Consider the following 17,955-nt stretch of genomic DNA (forward strand, 5'->3'; position numbering starts at 1 on the left):
GCAGGGCCGGGCGGCGGAGGGTCAGGCGTTCCAGGTGGCTATTGCCTCGCGGCCGTGTTCGAAGCTCAAGGTGGAGATGGTGGCTGTGCCCAAGCGTAGGCGGCCGCCGTATTCGACCGGTAGGCCCAGCCAGCGGGCACCTGCCGCGCGTAGCGAGTGGCCGTGGGCTATCAGTGCTACGTCGCCGCGGGGCAGGAAAGTCCGGGCGTGGGCCAAGGCCCGGTCCAGCCTGGCCGCTACCTGGTCGGGGGACTCGCCTTCGGGGGCGCCGTCGCGCCACAGCCACCAGCCCGGGTCTGACTCGTGGATGGTGAGGGTGGTTATGCCCTCGTACTTGCCGTAGTTCCACTCGGCCAGATCTTCGGTGGTTTCAGTTACCGTCAATCCGGCCAGGTCGGCTGTTCTCAGGGCGCGGCGGCGGGGGCTGGAGATCACGGCGGCGAAGTTTCGGTCCTTCAGTCGCTCGCCGGCTGCGCGAGCCTGGAATTCGCCGTTTTCAGTCAATTCCAGGTCGGTGTACGAGGTGTGGCGGCCGGCGGCGCTCCACTCGGTCTCGCCGTGGCGGATCAGGACTATTTCGGCCATGTGTCCATCGTCCGGCCTGCGGGTGCTGGGCGCAGCGCGTTTGAGCCGCGTCGCGGCCTGAGGGGCCGGATGTGGCACATGAGCCGCAGCCGGGGGCGGCCGGCTCCCTGCCGGGCCGGTCGGGCCCGACGGCCCGGTGGCGCCGGGGAGGTCGCCGGCCGCCACGGGACCGGGCGTCGCGCGTACCCTATTGGGCTTTTAAAAGATCTTCGAACGAGGTGGTCAGCGCGAACGGGTCGGCCGGCGGGGCGGGATCGCGGCGGTCGAGTTCGCGGGACAGTTCGGCGGCGGCGCGGGTGACGCGGGTGCGCAGGAGGCCGTCGGACGAGTCGGCGCCCCAGTCGTCGCTCGCGGCGAAGACCGCCGTGGGCAGGACCACCGCGCGCAGGTACGCGAACATCGGGCGCAACGCGTGGTCCAGGGCCAGCGAGTGCCGCGCGGTGCCGGCCGTGGCGGCGATCAGGACCGGCTTGTCCAGCAACGCGTCCCTGTCCAGCACGTCGAAGAACGACTTGAACAGGCCGCTGTAGCTGGCGGTGAAGATCGGCGTCACGGCGATCAGGGCGTCGGCGGCCGCGACCTGGCGCAGGGCCTCCTTGAGCGGCGCCGGCGGGAAGCCGGTGAGCAGGTGATTGGCGATGTCGTGGGCCAGGTCACGCAGCTCGATCAGCTGGATCGTGACGGCGACGCCCTGCTCCTCGGCCTGGGCCACCACCCCGGCGGCCAGTTGGTCGGCCAGCAACCGGGTGGCGGACGGCTGGCTCAGGCCCGCGGAGACGACGGCTACGGTGCGCTGCTTCATGCCTTGACCTCTTCCTGCTCCTGCTGCTTCGCAGCCAGCAGCGACGCGTGGGTGGGTGCGTCGGGGACATGCGCCGGCTTCAGAGCGGCAAATTCCTTACGCAGTACGGGTACCACCTCGCCGCCGAGCAGGTCCAACTGCTCGAGAACCGTCTTGAGCGGAAGGCCGGCGTGGTCGACGAGGAAGAGTTGCCGCTGGTAGTCGCCGACGTAGTCGCGGAAGCCCAGGGTCCGGTCGATCACCTGCTGCGGGCTGCCCACGGTGAGCGGGGTCTCGCTGCTGAAATCCTCGAGGCTCGGGCCGTGGCCGTAGACCGGGGCGTTGTCGAAGTACGGCCGGAACTCGCTGACCGCGTCCTGGCTGTTCTTGCGCATGAACACCTGACCGCCGAGACCGACGATCGCCTGGTCGGGGTCGCCGTGGCCGTAGTGGGCGAAGCGCTCCCGGTACAGGCCGACCATGCGCTGGGTGTGCTCCTTGGGCCAGAAGATGTGGTTGGCGAAGAAGCCGTCACCGTAGTAGGCGGCCTGCTCGGCGATCTCCGGGCTGCGGATCGAGCCGTGCCAGACGAACGGCGGGACTCCGTCGAGCGGGCGCGGCGTCGAGGTGAAGGACTGCAGAGGCGTACGGAACTTGCCCTGCCAGTCGACCACGTGCTCGCGCCACAGCTTGTGCAGCAGCGCGTAGTTCTCGATAGCCAGCGGGATGCCGGCCCGGATGTCCTTGCCGAACCAGGGGTAGACCGGCCCGGTGTTGCCGCGCCCCATCATCAGGTCGACCCGGCCGTCCGCGAGGTGCTGCAGCATCGCGTAGTCCTCGGCGATCTTCACCGGGTCGTTCGTGGTGATCAGGGTGGTCGCGGTGCTGAGCAGCAGCCGGTCGGTCTGCGCCGCGATGAAGCCGAGCGTGGTGGTCGGCGAGGAGGAGAAGAACGGCTCGTTGTGGTGCTCGCCGAGCGCAAAGACGTCGAGACCGACCGCCTCGGCGTGCTTGGCGATCGTCACGATGTTCTTGATGCGCTCGTGCTCGGCCGGCGCGCGCCCGGTGGTCGGGTCGGTGGTGATGTCACTGACACTGAAGATCCCGAACTGCATGGCGCTTCTCCTTCGCGTGTGTACTGCCACGCTCAACCTCTTTGACCCGTCAAATATTTCAAATTCAAAGAACCCGTGTCTGCGGCGGCCGTCACACTCAGCGTTGCGTCACCGTACGGTCATCCACTGCGATGGATCGTCACGTAGCCCAGAGATGACACGTGCAGATCCTGATCAAGGTAGTGGTCACCAGCATCGCGGGTGGCCTGACATACCTCCTGACTAACGTCACCAAGCAGATCAAAGTGGAGACACGGACGCCCTGGTCGTGAATCCGCAGTTGGTGACGAGGCGTAAGGAGCGGTTCGAGGAGCTGTGGGCGGCCGCGAAGGACGCCTCGAATGGCTAAACCCTAATTCCGGCACGCGAGGGCTACCACGGCGCGGGTGATGACGTGGGGCAGACGGCGCAGAACGTACGGGACAGGAATATTTCGTCCTGAAGATCGAATGAAAGTGTCGGATATTCATCCGGAACCGGCCGCCAAGGCGTATCGGTAGACACAGGGGGGATGTCCATCGACACGAGCCCGTGTCTTAATGTGCAACCCTGCAAAGGCGGACATCTGGAGGGCTGCGGAGTGACAACCCCGCGGCCTACAGTTGAGGAGCTGGCCCCGTCCGGCAGCTTCCCGCGTTCGACCGCCGCCGACCGTGTCCGCTGCTGAACGCTGGAAGGACAACCCGTGGCCGAGACCGATCCGCATCCCACGTCGACGAACACCGGTGTCGTGCTGCCGCCGATCGTCGGCAACGCAGACGTGGAATGGGACGATTTTGACTCGGCGGCCTACTTCGAGCACAACTACGGCGAGCTCCGCCCGGACGACGCCCGGATCATCGAGATCATCGCCGGATACTTCCAGTCCACGTTCCCCCCGCATCGGGTCGGGCGCGCGATCGACGTCGGCAGCGGCACGAATCTCTACCCCGCCCTCACCATGCTGCCGTACTCCTCACGAGTGACTCTCTTCGAGAGAGCCTTCACCAACCGCCAGTGGCTCACGCGCGAGCTCGACAAACCCCAGAGCTCCTGGAAGCAGTTCTGGGATGCGATCTCGGCCGGCCGGGATACCTACGCGAAGATCAACGATCCGCTGGACATGCTTCACCGCCTCGCCCGCGTGGTGCGCGGGAACGTGTTCAACCTCGCTGCCGACGAGTACGACCTGGGCACCATGTTCTTCGTCGCCGAGTCGATCACCACTCGCACCGACGAGTTCCAGCGCGCCACCCGGCAGTTCGTCAACTCGCTGAAGCGGAACGCGCCGTTCGCCGCCGCGTTCATGCGCGACTCGTCCGGTTACATTGTGGGCAATCAGAGATTCCCCGCCTGCTCGATCACCGAGGAGGACGTCCGGAAGGCCCTTGCACCAGTTGCACGCAACGTAGACATTGTGATGGTGGAGAGCAACGACCTCCGCGAGGGCTACGGCGGGATGATGGTGGCCACCGGCAGGAAGAAGTAGCGCTCCCACACTGGCCCACGGACGGGTAGGTGACGGCGCACCCATGCAGATTCAGCCACGCCAACAACTTCTTGACATCTGGCGCGCCACAGCGCGAGTGTCCTATCACGACGGTGAGTGGTTTCCGGGCGGGCGCAGCGGCAGCAACTCCATCAGTGACGCGGAGCAGTTGCTGTGCATCATGGCCCCGGCTACCGAGATTCCGCTGTTCCGGCTGGACCGGCCCGACGCGGTGGCGAACGACGTGTTGGACACGTTGCGGGCCGTCGGCGACAACCTGCAGATCCCGCAGCGGTTGTTGCGGGCGCTGTCCCGTTACATCGAGCGCTACACCGACCGGGACGGCACGCCGCTCTTCTCCGGCAACTCGTACTTCTCCCTCGACGAGGGTAAGGACGGCGACGGGGCCACGGAGATCAAGGCGGAGATCAAGCAGGAGCAGCTCGATCTGGACGTGGTGGACTCGTTCTCGATCTCGGTGACGCTGATGCTGGCGACCATCGGGTTCACCAAGATTTTCCGTCAGGTGGTGACGCGGCCGACGCTTCTGAAGCAGGTGGAGGCACTGGAGCGGGCGGCCAACGTGCGGCTGTCGGCGGCGATGGCCGGTCTGCTGCGCAGCTTCGCCGTCAACGTGTTCACCGCCGACAGCGTGCCGGGTCGCGAGTTGCTGCGTACGGTCAACCAGGAGCGACGCCCCACCCACCAGGTGGTCGACGAGTTGCGCGAGGCGCTGCGAGAGATCAACGCCCGGCTCCGGGACGACGTCACCATCGGTTCCGGTGCCGCCGAGGGCAGCGAGCTCGACAACCCCAACCGGCTTTTCGAGTGTGGCTGGTCGTGGGGCGTGGTGCGGGAGGCACCCGAGATCGAGACCACCGCCGCCATCGGCGAGCAGCGGACCGGCGTGGCGCAGAACGCGCCGTACCTCTACTTCACGACCGTGGCGATGGACGCCATCCAGGCGCTTTCCTCGGAGCGCACCCGGCTTCTCGGCCTGCTCGACACCGAGCAGGCCCGTCTCGCGCAGTCGCTGCAGTTGCGTTTCGAGCTGACCCGTTCCTACTGGGCGGCGATCGCCACCTTCGGGTCCGGTCGCTGGCCGCTGGAAGATCTGCCGTGGCGCACCACCGACGGCATCGAGTTCGACTATTTCAGCCTGCTGGTCGGCGGCATCGTCATCCAGAACATGCAGGCCGTACGGGCGTCGACCACCGAACTGCGCCGGGTCTCCGAGGTCCTCGAGGAACTCGCCAACCGCAGCCGGATCACCCGCCGGTCGACCGAACCCGAAACCGCGATCGCCGTGCACTATCCGGGTCTGCACTTCCCGCTCGAGGGCAGCGAGAACATCGGCAGCTCGCGACTGGCGTGGACGGTCGCCGACATCGCCCCCACGCTGTTCCGGCGCTCGCTGACGCTGGCGAGCATGGTGGACGACGGCGTGATCCGCGGCCGGCTGCTCGATCTGGCCGACGCCATCTGGGATCACCTGCAGGACCGGGTGTTGCGCGAGGGCGACGACCACGGTCTCTGGGACAGACCGGCCGGCGCCTACAAATACCTGCCTGACGAGGCGCGGGATGTGTCCTGGTACTACACGAAGCGAGTGGTCGACTGCCTGGTCGTGGCGGCGCGCCTGATCAACGATCCGCCGCTGCGCAGTGGGCTGCTGACCCAGATCGCGGCGGACCTGCTCAACGAGGCCGACCACCTGTACGACCGCGAGCTGCTCAACGGCACCACGACCCGCGGCGAGACGCTCCGGGTCGAGCTGGATCGGATCGGCACCGAACTGCGGCGCGCCCGGGCCGTGCGGCGGGAGCAACCCGGCGTCGCCGTGGCGGTGACCGAGGAGGTGCTGCGCAAGCTCGACCGGCTCTCCGCGGCCCGCCAGGCCGACAGCGGGGTGACCTGAGATGCTGATCTTCGCGACCTCCGACAAGGGGGGCACCGGCAGATCGGTGACCAGCGGAAACCTGGCTTATCGGCACGCTCTTCAGGGGTACGACTCGTGCTACGTCGACTTCGACTTCGGCTCCCCCACCTCCGGCGCGATCTTCGATCTGCCCGAGGCGCTGGCCGGCGTCGAGGACGGCGCCGGCCTGCACAGCTATCTGGTCCACGGCGACCCTGAGCCGCGGAAGATCAACGTGTGGGCCGATTCGCAGCGGGAGGCGCTGCGCAGCCGACCAGCCGGCGCGGGACGGCTGACGCTGGTGCCGGGCGACGCCGGCGGCAGCGAGTTCAGCTCGGCGCCCGGCATCGTGGACCGGTGCGTCCGGCTGTTTCAACGGCTCGACGAGGAGTACGAGCTGATCCTGGTCGACCTGAGTGCCGGCCGCTCGTACGCGACCGAGATCGTGCTCACCGCCACCGTCCATCCGGCACTGCGCGCGGTGCCGGCCCGCTGGCTGGTCTTCCACCGGTGGACCAGGCAGCACATCGTCGCCGCCGGCGGGCTGGTGCACGGCAAGCACGGCATCCTCGAAACCGGGGTCGGCCTGGGCCACGACCGGGACAAATTGAGCGAGTCGATCCGGTACGTGCGCACCGCGGTGCTGGATCCGTCGTCGCCCGATCAGGCCGGCCTGCGGCCCGAGCAGCTGGCCTGGCTCGACGTGTGCAACCGGCGGTTGCAGGATCTGGCGGCCCGCAAGGGCGTCGGACGGCTCAACATGATCGGCGAGGTGCCGCTCGACCCGGTACTCCAGTGGCAGGAACAGCTGATCTCCAACGACGACGTGTGGCTGCACCGCACCGCCAACGAGCGCACGGTCGCCGCGTTCGAGGAGCTGTCCAAGAAGATCGTCGACGAGAACGCCTGGGTCGGTCTGTGACGACCGCCGACGACCTGGCGAGCGAACTAGGTGCACCGGCCGCCGCGGTCCGGTCGGTGGCCCTGTCGCACCTCTCGCTCGAGCTGGGTCACCTCTACATGGACGACTTCCTGGCGGGCGAGTCCCGCCTGCGGCACCAGTTCGACCGGGTGCGCCCGTGGGCCGAGACCGCCGTACGGCAGGCCCGGGAGTCGCTGCCCCGCGGGCGTCCCCGGATCAGCACCTGCTTCCTGATCGACGACTACTTCACCCGGTTCTCGACCCCGCGGGACGTGGTCACCTCGCTGGTGGCGGCCGCCGGTGCGGCCGGCCTGACGATCGACTACGTGGCCCGCGAGTCGGGCTGCGCACGCGCCGGCAACGTCGACGTGGCCCGGCTGGTACAGGACCACCTGGTGGACGAGCCGGCCGAGGGCTCGAACGGGCGGCCGGCAGCCACGGTGTCCGGCTGGCTCACCAACGGGCAGCGCTCCCCCGCCGCGTCCGCGTCGGCGATGGCCGCGCCGTGGCAGTGGCGGCCACCCCGGCAGAGCGCCGTGCAGAACCACTCGATCTTTGTGGACATCGAGCTGTGGAGCGGCCCGGACGACGACCGGCTGTGGTCCTGCCCGTTCCTGGCCGCGGTCTGGCAGTTGCAGCGTCTCGGCCTGCTGCGCCACCTGGGCGAGCCGGTCACCGAGCCGGTTTCCCTGCCACCGGCCGCGCTGCCGGCGGAGTGGGAGCTGATGCCGCCGATCGTCCGGCTGAACCCGGACGCGGCACCCTTCCACGCCTACCGCACCTTCACCGCGATGGACGCCCGTTTCCTGCCCATCGAGCTGGCCGTGCGCACGATCCTCGGCAACGTGACGATCGACCCGGGCGCGGCCGCACAGGTCCGGGACCGGGCCCGCGGCGAGGGCCTCACCCTGCCCGAGGAGACGCTCGACCGGATCGGTTACGCCTTTCTCTGACCGTCCAGTTCGCGGGAGACGTCCCACAGTTCGCGGAACAGCTGCGCGCACTCCTTGACCCGGGCGTCGTTCAAGACCAGGCGGGTCTCGGCCACCTGCGCCAGTTGCGGTTCGTTGATGGTGGGTGTGGTCTCGTACGCCAGAATGTCGTCGAACACGATCAGGTCGCGCAGCTGCACCTGGAGCGGGGTGGGCACCGCCGACCGGTCGAGCAGCCGCACGTCGATCGCCATCTGCCGCTGTTCCTCGTAGGCTTGCCGCAGCGCGGGATCGTATTCCATCTCCGGCTTGTCGAGCACGAAGATGCGCCGGACCCGTTTGCCGGCCCGCGCGGCACGCCGCTGGGCGTCGAGGTAACGCTGGCCGATCTCGCTGTGCCAGAGGCCGTGGTCGACCGCCGCGAGGCTGATCGCGTCGACGCTCAGGGTGGCATGCCGGGTCAGGCCGAGCAGCCAGTCGCGGTCCTCGCCGTAGTAGGTGACCGTGCCGCCCTCGGCAAGCTGCTTGAGGAAGTCCGACGTCTCTTTGATCTTCGCCTGGACGAACTGGTAGACGATCGGCGGGGAATGCGGCGAGATGTACGTCGAGTTGCGCACCAGCTGCGTGACCAGGTCGGTCTGCAGGGCCGAGGCCTCGATCTGGCCGAACAGCGCGGTGGCCTCGCTGATCTCGGCGAACGCGTCGCCGACCAGCTTCTTCATGTCGGCCATGCCGTCCTTCTCCAGCTTTTCGACGGCGGCCAGCCGCTTCTCGAACTCGACCAGGAAACGAACCATGAGCACGATGCCACCGATCAGGACCGACAGCGTGATGCAGGTCGACAGCGGCTGGTTGAGCCCGTTGGTGATGAGGAACGTCGTGCCACCGGTGGCGACCGTGACCAGCGCCGTGCGAATGACGCCGGAGCCCTCCCCGACCTGGCGCGCCACGGTGCTCACTGCGGCATCGCCGCCGACAACGCCGCCACCGCGCCGAGCGCGAACTGGTCGCGGATGCGATCGCGCAGCAGGGCCCACTGCCGGCTGAGCGCGGACCGCCGTTCCAGCGTCTCCCACAACTGCTCGGCCAGCTCGCCGCCGCGCCCGCCGGGCAGCCACAGGTGCAGCAGATAATCGACGGCCGGACGCAGGCGACGCAGCGACTCGTCTCTCGGCAGGGCACCGATCTCGGCCCGCTCGACGATGCCGATCACCGAGGTGAGCAACCAGTCGTGCAGGGCAAGATCCTCGCCGAACGCCACCAGCAGCCGCGGCTCGGCACCGGCGGGCAGGCCGACGCGCACCACGCGCAACTGGTCGTCGTGCACGGTGAGCCGCGGTGTCCCGGCCGCCTCGGCCTGCTCCACCACGAACCGCAGTTTCGTGCGCGGCAGGCGCAGCCGCTCGCGGGACCTGCCGTCGTCCGGAACGGCGCTCTGCACCACGTCGGATGCCCGCCCGGCGACATCGCCGAGGTCGAGCGCGCTCGGCGCCCGCACGGGCGCGGCGAACGCGGCGGCCAGATCGGCGGCCTGGACCCGGCCCACGGCCTCGATGACGCCGGGCCGGGCCAGGTAGTGCGACCAGGGCTGGCGCGCACTGCCGGTGGCACGTGCCAGGCGTGCCCAGGCGGTGCCCTGCACGACGTGACCGCCGGTGATCGCGGCCCGTTGCAGGACGGTGCCGATGCCGCGGACCTGGCGCGCTGGCGGGGCCGCACCGAGCGGGCAGTCGACGCCGACCGGGCGCTCGGGAGAACGCACATAGGACCGCGGTCGTTCCAGGCGCAGCACGGGCTCGCCGGCCACCAGGTCGACCAGCAGGGCGGCCTCGCGGGCGCTCATCGGGTCACGGCCGCGTAGCAGGCCGGTGTGGACCTCACCGACGATGAGCACGTCAAGGACCCCCATCTCCGACGGCGCAGGGGCGCCGGGGAGGACGCACTCAGTGCGGGGTCGGCGTTGACCGTTGCTCCCGGCGGCGCGTTCCCTTGCCGCATGACGCCAGCCGTTCGATTGGAACCCATAGGCCCGCAGATTGCAACACCGTGCGTGATCATGCACGGACGGTGAGTAGTACTGCCTACCATCCATTGTGGCAGGAGACAAGGTCAGGGCGCGAAAAGCCGCAGTCGCCGGAGAAATTCTCACGCCCCGACATCGGCGGATCGATCGCCGTTAACTTCGGAAGGTGGCCTACCGTCTCCCTGATGTGCTCATCGTCGGTGCCGGTGTCTCCGGCCTGACCACCGGCGTGTGCCTGGCCGAGAGCGGGATGCGGGTCCGCATCCGGGCCGAGCAGGAGCCGTGGGAGAGCAGTTCGGCGGCCGCGGGGGCGATCTGGGATCCGATCTACGCCAAGCATGCCCGCGTCGAGCAGTGGGCCGCCCGCTCCTACGACGAGTTCAACGACCTGGCTCGTCAGGATTTCCCAGGGGTACGGGTGATCGACGGCGTGGAGGCCTCACGTGTCGCCATTCCGTCACCGGCCTGGGCGGTCGGCCTGCCCGGCTACCGCGAGTGCGATCCCGCCGAGTTGCCGGACGGGTTCGCGAGCGGATGGCACTACACGGCCCCGATCATCGACATGCCGCCGTACCTGCACGAACTCCAGGCGAGGCTGATCGCGGCGCACGGCGAGCTGATCTTCGGGGAACGGCTGCAGAGTCTGGGCGACGCGTTCGCGGACGCGCCGGTGGTGGTCAACTGCAGCGGGGTGGGCGCGCGGGAACTGGTGCCCGATCCCGAGGTGCAGCCGATCCGGGGGCAGCTGGTCGCCGTACGCAATCCGGGGTTGATCGATTTTTTCGCCGAGCACACCGACGAACTGGGCGAGATGACCTACCTGCTGCCGCAGGGTGACGTGCTGCTGCTGGGCGGCAGCGCCGAGAAGGGCGAGGCCGAGCCGCTGCCGGACGCACAGATAGCCACGGCCATCGTGCAGCGGTGCAGCCAGATCTTCCCGGCCATCCGCGACGCCGAGGTGCTCGGACACCGCACCGGGATCCGCCCGTCGCGCCCCGAGGTGCGACTCGAACACGAAAATCTCGGCGACCGGCACATCGTCCACAACTACGGACACAGCGGCGCCGGCGTCAGCCTCTCCTGGGGATGCGCCGACGAGGCGGCGGAAATCGTCCGGCACATTCTGGGAGCCTGACCGCCAGACAGCTTCAAGAGTCGAGGCCCGTGCGACTCCGGACCCGTCCGCGCCCGGAGATCTTGGCTGGCCGGCCACCGTTTCGGGTGGTGGTGGCGCCATGATCCCCGGGCGGCGAAAGCTCCGTGCGGACGGGAGGGTGGGGTACTCCGTCCGACACTGCGCACGAAACGATCGCAGCCCATCACAGTCTGCAACCCCGCGCCGGGGCCGGGCCGGTTGGTACCGGGTCAGCGGCCCTGGAGGCGTTTCACGTTGTCGCCGAAGGTCCAGCCGCGGGAGCCGTCCCAGTTGAGCGACCAGGTCATCAGGCCCTTGATGGCGGGGACGCTCTGGTAAGCCTGGGTGACCAGGGCCGGGGTCAGGTAGCCGCCGCCGGCGCCCTGTTGGGCGGGTAGGCCGGGGACCTGCTTGTCGTACGGGACGCGGATCGTGGTGCCCTGGATCGTGAGGCCGTTGTTGAGGCACTGGGTCTGGACCGTGAAGCCCTGGACGGTGCCGGCCGGGTAGGAATCGCCGGCGCAGCCGTACATGCTGCCGTTGTAGTACTGGACGTTGAGCCACCACAGGCGGCCGTTGTCGGCGTATTTCTTGATGATCGGGAGGTAGGCGCCCCAGATCGAGCCGTAGACCACGCTGCCGCCGGTCACGTAGGCCGTCTCGGGTGCCATGGTGAGGCCGAAGTTGGACGGCATCGCGGCCAGCACGCCGTCGATGATGCGGATCAGGTTGGCCTGCGAGGTGGACAGGGTGTTGATGTTGCCGCTGCCGGTCAGGCCGGTCTCGATGTCGATGTCGATGCCGTCGAAGTTGTACTGGCGCAGGATCGGCACGATGGTGGCCACGAAGCGGTCGGCGACGGCACTGGAGCTCAGGTCGATGCCCGCGGTGGCGCCGCCGATCGACATCACGATGGTGGCGCCGGCCGCCTTGGCCGCGCACATCTCGGCGGGGGTGGACACCCGGACGCCGGCGTCCATGCCGTTCTCCCAGAGCACCGTGCCGTCGGACCGGATCACCGGGAAGGCCGCGGCGATCACGTTGTAGCCGTGCTGGAGGATGCGGCTGTCGTTGATCGGGATCCAGCCGAGTCCGGGGTGGACGCCGTTGGCCGCGCCGTCCCAGTTCTCCCAATAGCCCTGAAGCACCTTGCCCGCCGGCCGCGATTTGACCGCGCAGGTCGCCCCGGTCGGCGTGGGAGTCGGCGAGGTGGTGGGCTGGGTCGTCGGCGGCGTGGTGGGCGGGGTCGTCGGGCGGGTGGTCGGCGGCGTGGTGGGCGGCGACGTCGGAGCGGTCGTCGGTGGCGTGGTAGGACCGGTCGGGCCGCCCGTGCACGCGCCCAGGTCACGCCACAGCGACGGCGTCGCCGCCGGATTCCAGCCGGCGCCCGGATGCGCCGTGTGCGTCACCAGCGCCTGATAGAGCCGCCCGCCGTACGTCACCTGCTGCCCGGCCGGATAGGTCACGCCCTCGGCCCACACCGTGCTCGAACACGTCACCGCAGCGACAGCCGCCAGCTCACCACCCGCGACCACGACCACAGCCCCCGCTGTCACCGCCACCCCGGCGACCAGCGCCAGCACCCGACGTCGGACACCCATCTCGACTCCCTGAATCCGAAAGTGACCCGCGACACCCACATAGTGGCGCTCACTCCCGTAAATATCAAGGGTTCTTAACAATAAGCGGGAGGCCCAGGTAGGCGGCGTACGGCTCAAGCGCCTCGGCGGCCCGGCAGTGGTCGGCGGGAGTGAAGTCGATCAGCGGGTGGACGGTGACGGTGACCGCTTTGCGGCCCAGGGTGCGTTTCCAGGTCGCGGCCACCCGGCCGTCGCGGACCAGGGTGGACTGGAACACCCCGTTGCCGCCCGGGATCACCGCCGCCAGCTGGGTGGCGTCGGCCATCATGGCCCGGTCTTTATAACCCAGCAGGTATTCGTCGAAGCCGGGCAGCGCCAGCCACTCCCCCTCCGCCGCCGGCGCCGCGTCGAGCACCTCCGGCGCGGCCAGCATCTCGAGCCCGTCGACGTCCACCGTGGTCAGCGCGTCGCCCGCGGCCGCCACGCCGATCTTGCAGTCGGTCATGGTCAGTCCGGTCCAGCGGCCGAAATCGGCCCGGGTGGCCGGGCCGTGACTGCGGAAATAGCGCTGCGCGATCAGGGCCAGCGCCTCCTCGCGGGTCGGCCTGCGCTGCTCCGGGACCCACTCGTCGAGCAGCACGAACGTCTGCTCCTTGCCCACGTGCGGCGCGATCACCGTGACACCGCGCTGCGCCGCGTACCACAGCAGGTGGTAACCCATCTGGCCGGTCACCGGAATGCCGCCCTCGACCAGCGCGGCCATGCACTCGGATCGCGTCAGGCGGCCGCCGCCCGCCAGGGCGGAGGCGAGGATCTCGACCGAGCGGTCCGCCGTCTTTTCGTCGATGCCCAGCGTGTCGCGGCGTTTCCAGGCACCGGCCAGCGTGCGCACGCCCATCACCTCGAGCATCCAGCGAGCGTCGGCGGGCGGCACCCAGTGCACGGTGCCGCGCATCGGCCAGGTGCGGATCGCCTCGCGGCGCTCGAGAGCGGCGTTGACCTCGTCGAGCGTGCGGCCGGGCAGCCGCGCACCCAGTGACCACAGGCCGCTGTTGATCTCTTGCGCCTGCATGGCGCCGAACCACTCGACGATCTCGGCGACCGTCGAGGGCCCGCCGCCACGCAGGAGCAGGCTCGTCATCCGCAGCCCCAGGGCCGTGCGCGTGTCCATGGGCTAGACCCTAGGGCGGGGGTACGACAGGAATCAGCGGCCGCGGGCCGTCCGGTACCACTGCACCAGGCTGTTGGTCGACGAGTCGTCGTCGCCGGCCGCCGCGCCCGGGGCGGTCAGCTTCGGCGCCAGCTGGTTGGCCATCACCTTGCCCAGCTCGACGCCCCACTGGTCGAACGAGTTGATCTGCCAGACGGTGCCCTGGGTGAACGTGATGTGCTCGTACAGCGCGATCAGCTGGCCCAGCACCGCGGGGGTGAGCTTCTCGGCCACGATCGTGGTGGTCGGGTGGTTGCCCTGCATGACCCGGTGCGGCGCCACCTTCTTGTCGGCGCCCTCCGCCTCGACCTCGTCGAGCGTACGGCCGAACGCCAGCGCCCTGGTCTGCGCCAGGAAGTTGGACATGAACAGGTCGTGCATCTCGCCGATGTCGTGGTTGGGCTGCGCGAACCCGATGAAGTCCGCCGGGATCAGCTTGGTGCCCTGGTGGATCAGCTGGTAGAAGGCGTGCTGGCCGTTGGTGCCGGGCTCGCCCCAGAACACCTCGCCGGTCTGGAACGACACGGGACTGCCGTCCAGGCGTACCGACTTGCCGTTGCTCTCCATCGTGAGCTGCTGGAGATATGCGGCGAAGCGGTGCAGGTATTGCGAGTACGGCAGAATGGCGTGCGACTGGGCACCCAGGAACGTGTCATACCAGACGTTGATCAGGCCGAGCAGCGCCGGCACGTTGCTCTCCAGCGGCGCGGTGCGGAAGTGCTCGTCGACGGCGTGGTAGCCACCGAGCAGCTCGGCGAACTGCTCCTTGCCGATCGCGATCATGACGGACAGGCCGACCGCCGAGGGCAGCGAGTACCGTCCGCCCACCCAGTCCCAGAAGCCGAACATGTTGTCGGTGTCGATGCCGAAGTCGGCGACCTTCTGCGCGTTCGTGCTCACCGCGACGAAGTGCTTGGCCACCGCCGCCTGGTCGCCGCCGAGGCCCTGGAGCAGCCAGGAGCGCGCCTCCTTGGCGTTGGTCAGCGTCTCCTGGGTGGTGAAGGTCTTGGACACCACCACGAACAGCGTGGTCGCCGGGTCGAGGTCGTGCGTCTTCAGATGGAGATCGGTCGGGTCGATGTTGGAGACGAACCGGCACTGAATTTCCCGGGACTTGTACGCCTGAAGTGCCTCGTACGCCATCACCGGTCCGAGGTCGGACCCACCGATGCCGATGTTGACGATCGTCCTGATGCGCTGGCCGGTGTGCCCCTTCCACTCCCCCGAGCGCACCTTGTCGCTGAACGCACCCATCCGGCCGAGCACCTCGTGCACATCGGCCACCACGTCCTGCCCATCAACAACCAATTTGGCCGTACGGGGCAGCCGCAGCGCCGTGTGCAGCACGGCGCGATCCTCGGTGACGTTGATGTGCTCGCCGGCGAACATGGCCGCGATCCGCTCGCGCAGCTTCGCCTTTTCGCCCAGCGCGATCAGCGCGGTCAGCACCTCGTCGGTGACCAGGTTCTTGCTGTAGTCGACCGTCAGGTCGGCCACCGTCGCGGTGAGGCGCTCGCCGCGACCCGGCTCACTGCCGAACAACTCGCGCAGGTGCACCGCCGAGAACTTCTCCGCGTGGCCTTGAAGGACCTGCCATTCGGCGCTGTCGGAAACGTGTTCGCTCATTGGCCTTGTCTCTCGCTCGAACCCGGACTCTCGTCCTCATCGTGGCATGAAACGGTGGCGGCCACCGAGCAGTTCAACCGCTACGTGGTCATCGGGATTCCGAACGGCACGCCGGTTTCCAGCAGGGTCGTCGCGTCGGCGGCCGGCAGCGGCCTGGACAGCAGGTAGCCCTGGGCGAAGTCGCAGCCCATCTCGCGCAGCGCGGCCAGCTGGACCGTCTCCTCGATGCCCTCGGCGACCGTGAACATGCCGAAGCGCTGCGCCAGCCGCACGATTGTGCGGACCAGGGCCTCGTCCTCGCTCTCGCCGCCCAGGCGGTCGACGAAGGAGCGGTCGATCTTGAGGACGTCCATCGGGAAGCGGCGCAGGTAGGCCAGCGACGAGTAGCCGGTGCCGAAGTCGTCCATGGCCAGCAGCACGCCCAGGGCCTTGAGGCTGATCAGCCGGGACAGGTTTTCGTCGGTGTCGGTGAGCAGGACGCTCTCGGTCATCTCCAGGCACAGCTGATCCGGCGGCATGCCGGTGGCGGCCAGCACCTCGGCGACCGTCTCGGCCAGGTCGCCGGCGTCGAACTGGCGGACCGAGACGTTGACCGCCATCTTGAGCGGGCGGCCCCACTCGACCGTCTGGCGGCAGGCCTCGGTCAGCACCCAGCGGCCCAGCGGCACGATCAGGCCGGTGGCCTCGGCGACACCGATGAACTCCAGCGGCGGCACCAGCCCGCGGGTCGGGTGGTGCCAGCGGACCAGGGCCTCGAAACCGATGATCCGGCCGGTCCTCAGGTCGACCGTGGGCTGGTAGTGCAGCACCAGCTCGTCGCGCTCCAGCGCGAGCCGCAGGTCGGCGGCCAGCTCGAGGCGCTGCACCAGCGCGTCGTGCATGCCGGGGTGGTACGTGGCGTAGCCGCCCCCGCCGGCGTCCTTGGCCCGGTACATGGCCAGGTCGGCGTTGCGCTGGAGCTGCTCCGTGTCGCCGGCGTCGGCCGCCGCGGCGATGCCGATGGCGGCGCCCACGTGCAGTTCCCGGCCGTCCACCAGGATCGGTTCGGCCAGCGCGGCCAGGATCGCGATCGCGAGCAACTCGGCGTCCGCCACCGCCTGCTCCGACTCGACGATCACCGCGAACTCGTCGCCGCCCAGCCGGGCCACGGTCTGCGGCTCGGGCAGCACGGCACGCAGCCGCTCGGCGACCCGGACCAGCAGGTGGTCGCCGGCGTCGTGGCCGAGGCTGTCGTTGATCTCCTTGAAGCCGTCCAGGTCGAGGAACAGGATGGCCACCCGGTCGCGGCCGGCCGCCTCGGCCAGCCGCTCCCGGAAGCCGGCCCGGTTGGCCAGCCCGGTCAACGCGTCGTGGTACGCCTCGTACCGCAGGCGGTCCTGCAGCTCGTGCGCCTCGCTGATGTCCCGGGTGTTGAAGACCAGACCCTGCACGTACGGGTCGTCGAGCAGGTTGGTCACGGTCATCTCGGCCAGCCGCCGCTGGCCGTCGGCGTGCGACAGCATGACCTCGAAGACCGTGGTGGCGCCGGGGGTGTCGGCCACCTCCTCGATGGCCGCCTCGATGCGGGCACCGGCCCGGCGGCCGACCAGCTCGATGAGGCGCCTGCCCTGCAGCATCGCCACGTCGTATCCGAAGATGCGCTCGACCGAGTCGCTCTGGTAGCGGATGGTGGAGTCCCGCTCGAGGATGGCCTGCGAGTCGGTGCTCTGCTCGACCAGGGCCCGGTAGCGCTGCTCGCGGTCGTGCAGTTCGGCGGCCCGGGCCGTGACCCGCAGCTCCAGGCGGTGGGTGAGGCCGCGGTTTTCCAGCACCAGGATCGCCTGGCGGGCCACGATCAGCAGGATCGACAACGACCTGGTCCAGGTGCCGAAGCCGCTCGGCGGCCCGCCCGTGCCGAGGTGGATGATGCCGACCACCAGGCCTACCGTGACCACCACGTACGGCAGCAGCACGGTGAGCATGCGCAGCTCGTCCTGGGCCGGTTCGGCAGCCGGACCGGGCGGGCTGACGGCGGCCACCAGCAGCGCGGCGAAACCGGCGAACCAGGCGGCGCCGCCGGCCACGTCGTAGCCGGCGTAGCCCACGCTGTCGCCGACCGCGATGATCAGCAGACCGGACGCGGCGATGGTGAGCGGGCGGATGTCCGGCATGCCGCGGCGCAGCCAGGACATGCCGACGAGGGCGACGGTGCCGAGCACGACGTCGCCGAGCGGGAAGCGCAGTGGCGGCGAGCCGCCGTGCAGGTAGGGCTCGAGGACCAGGTAGAAGCTCAGGGCGATCAGCGACAGCGCGACCAGCACCGTGTCGATCAGGCCGCGGATGTGGTCGGCGATCGACCGCGGCGGCGCCGGTACCAGGAAGAGTCCGGCCGCGACCAGCGGGATCATCACCAGATATCCGGCGCCGGGCTGGTGCGGCGTACCGCCGAAAATGCCGCCGGCGAAGGCACCCAGCCCGAGCGAAGCCCAAGCCACCCGCATCCGGCCGCGTCGCCGGCCGGCCCGGACCAGACAGGCCGCGGCAGCTCCGAGGGCGGCCACGGTGGTCGCGGCGGCGGTCACCGGGGTGCCGGCGGTCGCCGCCAGCGCAACGGCGGTCAAGGCCACCAGCAGGAGCGCGGTCGCGGTCGGGCGCCTGACGGTCATCAGTCCGCCCCTCCC

At 69.4% G+C, this 17,955-nt stretch carries 14 protein-coding genes; 5 read left to right on the plus strand and 9 right to left on the minus strand.

Annotated elements, in window-relative coordinates:
• Positions 1 to 21: 21 nt before the first annotated feature.
• The 3 genes from Ari01nite_RS12140 to Ari01nite_RS12150 all read right to left on the minus strand — a co-directional run bounded on the left by Ari01nite_RS12140 (position 22) and on the right by Ari01nite_RS12150 (position 2,481).
• Positions 22 to 585, minus strand: coding sequence for a histidine phosphatase family protein (locus Ari01nite_RS12140; RefSeq protein ID WP_203781287.1), 564 nt, complete (start codon positions 583 to 585; stop codon positions 22 to 24).
• Positions 586 to 772: 187 nt separating this feature from the next.
• Positions 773 to 1,387, minus strand: a complete 615-nt coding sequence (locus Ari01nite_RS12145; RefSeq protein WP_203781288.1) for an FMN reductase — start codon at positions 1,385 to 1,387, stop codon at positions 773 to 775.
• Positions 1,384 to 2,481: an LLM class flavin-dependent oxidoreductase gene (locus Ari01nite_RS12150; RefSeq protein WP_203781289.1), complete on the minus strand. Its 1,098-nt coding sequence runs from the start codon at positions 2,479 to 2,481 to the stop codon at positions 1,384 to 1,386. Before Ari01nite_RS12150 ends, Ari01nite_RS12145 begins: the two co-directional genes overlap by 4 nt.
• 685 nt (positions 2,482 to 3,166) lie before the next feature.
• Here Ari01nite_RS12150 and Ari01nite_RS12155 point away from each other — a divergent pair.
• From Ari01nite_RS12155 to Ari01nite_RS12170, 4 genes are read left to right on the plus strand one after another with little or no spacing between them, the layout of a single operon-like run.
• Positions 3,167 to 3,949 (plus strand): SCO2525 family SAM-dependent methyltransferase, encoded by a 783-nt coding sequence (locus Ari01nite_RS12155; RefSeq protein WP_203781290.1) that lies wholly within the window; start codon positions 3,167 to 3,169, stop codon positions 3,947 to 3,949.
• A 43-nt stretch (positions 3,950 to 3,992) separates the two neighbouring features.
• The gene (locus Ari01nite_RS12160) at positions 3,993 to 5,867 is read left to right on the plus strand and encodes an SCO2524 family protein (RefSeq protein WP_203781291.1); all 1,875 of its coding nucleotides are present in this window, start codon (positions 3,993 to 3,995) and stop codon (positions 5,865 to 5,867) included.
• Between the two features lies 1 nt (position 5,868).
• The gene (locus Ari01nite_RS12165; RefSeq protein ID WP_203781292.1) at positions 5,869 to 6,789 is read left to right on the plus strand and encodes an SCO2523 family variant P-loop protein; all 921 of its coding nucleotides are present in this window, start codon (positions 5,869 to 5,871) and stop codon (positions 6,787 to 6,789) included.
• Positions 6,786 to 7,742, plus strand: coding sequence for an SCO2522 family protein (locus tag Ari01nite_RS12170; RefSeq protein ID WP_203781293.1), 957 nt, complete (start codon positions 6,786 to 6,788; stop codon positions 7,740 to 7,742). Before Ari01nite_RS12165 ends, Ari01nite_RS12170 begins: the two co-directional genes overlap by 4 nt.
• Here the strand turns inward: Ari01nite_RS12170 and Ari01nite_RS12175 are convergent.
• Positions 7,727 to 8,680, minus strand: a complete 954-nt coding sequence (locus Ari01nite_RS12175; RefSeq protein ID WP_203781294.1) for a DUF6879 family protein — start codon at positions 8,678 to 8,680, stop codon at positions 7,727 to 7,729. The two genes, Ari01nite_RS12170 and Ari01nite_RS12175, sit on opposite strands and share 16 nt — an antisense overlap.
• On the minus strand, positions 8,677 to 9,615 hold the full coding sequence (locus Ari01nite_RS12180; RefSeq protein ID WP_203781295.1) for an SCO2521 family protein: 939 nt from the start codon (positions 9,613 to 9,615) through the stop codon (positions 8,677 to 8,679). Before Ari01nite_RS12180 ends, Ari01nite_RS12175 begins: the two co-directional genes overlap by 4 nt.
• Positions 9,616 to 9,910: 295 nt before the next feature.
• On the opposite strand from Ari01nite_RS12180, the gene Ari01nite_RS12185 reads away from it, so the two are divergent.
• Positions 9,911 to 10,879: an FAD-dependent oxidoreductase gene (locus Ari01nite_RS12185; RefSeq protein WP_203781296.1), complete on the plus strand. Its 969-nt coding sequence runs from the start codon at positions 9,911 to 9,913 to the stop codon at positions 10,877 to 10,879.
• A gap of 230 nt (positions 10,880 to 11,109) precedes the next feature.
• On the opposite strand, the gene Ari01nite_RS12190 is transcribed toward Ari01nite_RS12185, so the two are convergent.
• The 4 genes from Ari01nite_RS12190 to Ari01nite_RS12205 form a co-directional block, all read right to left on the minus strand.
• Positions 11,110 to 12,480, minus strand: a complete 1,371-nt coding sequence (locus tag Ari01nite_RS12190; protein ID WP_203781297.1) for a carbohydrate-binding protein — start codon at positions 12,478 to 12,480, stop codon at positions 11,110 to 11,112.
• A 64-nt stretch (positions 12,481 to 12,544) separates the two neighbouring features.
• Entirely contained in the window at positions 12,545 to 13,630 is a 1,086-nt protein-coding gene (locus tag Ari01nite_RS12195) for a winged helix DNA-binding domain-containing protein (protein ID WP_203781298.1), read from the minus strand.
• A gap of 33 nt (positions 13,631 to 13,663) precedes the next feature.
• A complete protein-coding gene (pgi, locus tag Ari01nite_RS12200) occupies positions 13,664 to 15,295 on the minus strand; it encodes a glucose-6-phosphate isomerase (protein WP_203781299.1) in 1,632 nt (543 codons plus the stop codon).
• 80 nt (positions 15,296 to 15,375) lie between these two features.
• Positions 15,376 to 17,940, minus strand: a complete 2,565-nt coding sequence (locus Ari01nite_RS12205) for a putative bifunctional diguanylate cyclase/phosphodiesterase (RefSeq protein WP_203781300.1) — start codon at positions 17,938 to 17,940, stop codon at positions 15,376 to 15,378.
• Positions 17,941 to 17,955: the final 15 nt, after the last annotated feature.

The sequence above is a fragment of the Paractinoplanes rishiriensis genome (assembly GCF_016862375.1).
Lineage (GTDB): Bacteria > Actinomycetota > Actinomycetes > Mycobacteriales > Micromonosporaceae > Actinoplanes > Actinoplanes rishiriensis.

What these genes read in the sequence shown, in the direction of transcription:
- Ari01nite_RS12140 (WP_203781287.1), bottom strand. Translation starts at nt 585, where the DNA reads ATGGCCGAAATAGTCCTGATCCGCCACGGCGAGACCGAGTGGAGCGCC.
- Ari01nite_RS12145 (WP_203781288.1), bottom strand. Translation starts at nt 1,387, where the DNA reads ATGAAGCAGCGCACCGTAGCCGTCGTCTCCGCGGGCCTGAGCCAGCCG.
- Ari01nite_RS12150 (WP_203781289.1), bottom strand. Translation starts at nt 2,481, where the DNA reads ATGCAGTTCGGGATCTTCAGTGTCAGTGACATCACCACCGACCCGACC.
- Ari01nite_RS12160 (WP_203781291.1), top strand. Translation starts at nt 3,993, where the DNA reads ATGCAGATTCAGCCACGCCAACAACTTCTTGACATCTGGCGCGCCACA.
- Ari01nite_RS12165 (WP_203781292.1), top strand. Translation starts at nt 5,869, where the DNA reads ATGCTGATCTTCGCGACCTCCGACAAGGGGGGCACCGGCAGATCGGTG.
- Ari01nite_RS12190 (WP_203781297.1), bottom strand. Translation starts at nt 12,480, where the DNA reads ATGGGTGTCCGACGTCGGGTGCTGGCGCTGGTCGCCGGGGTGGCGGTG.
- Ari01nite_RS12195 (WP_203781298.1), bottom strand. Translation starts at nt 13,630, where the DNA reads ATGGACACGCGCACGGCCCTGGGGCTGCGGATGACGAGCCTGCTCCTG.
- pgi (WP_203781299.1), bottom strand. Translation starts at nt 15,295, where the DNA reads ATGAGCGAACACGTTTCCGACAGCGCCGAATGGCAGGTCCTTCAAGGC.
- Ari01nite_RS12205 (WP_203781300.1), bottom strand. Translation starts at nt 17,940, where the DNA reads ATGACCGTCAGGCGCCCGACCGCGACCGCGCTCCTGCTGGTGGCCTTG.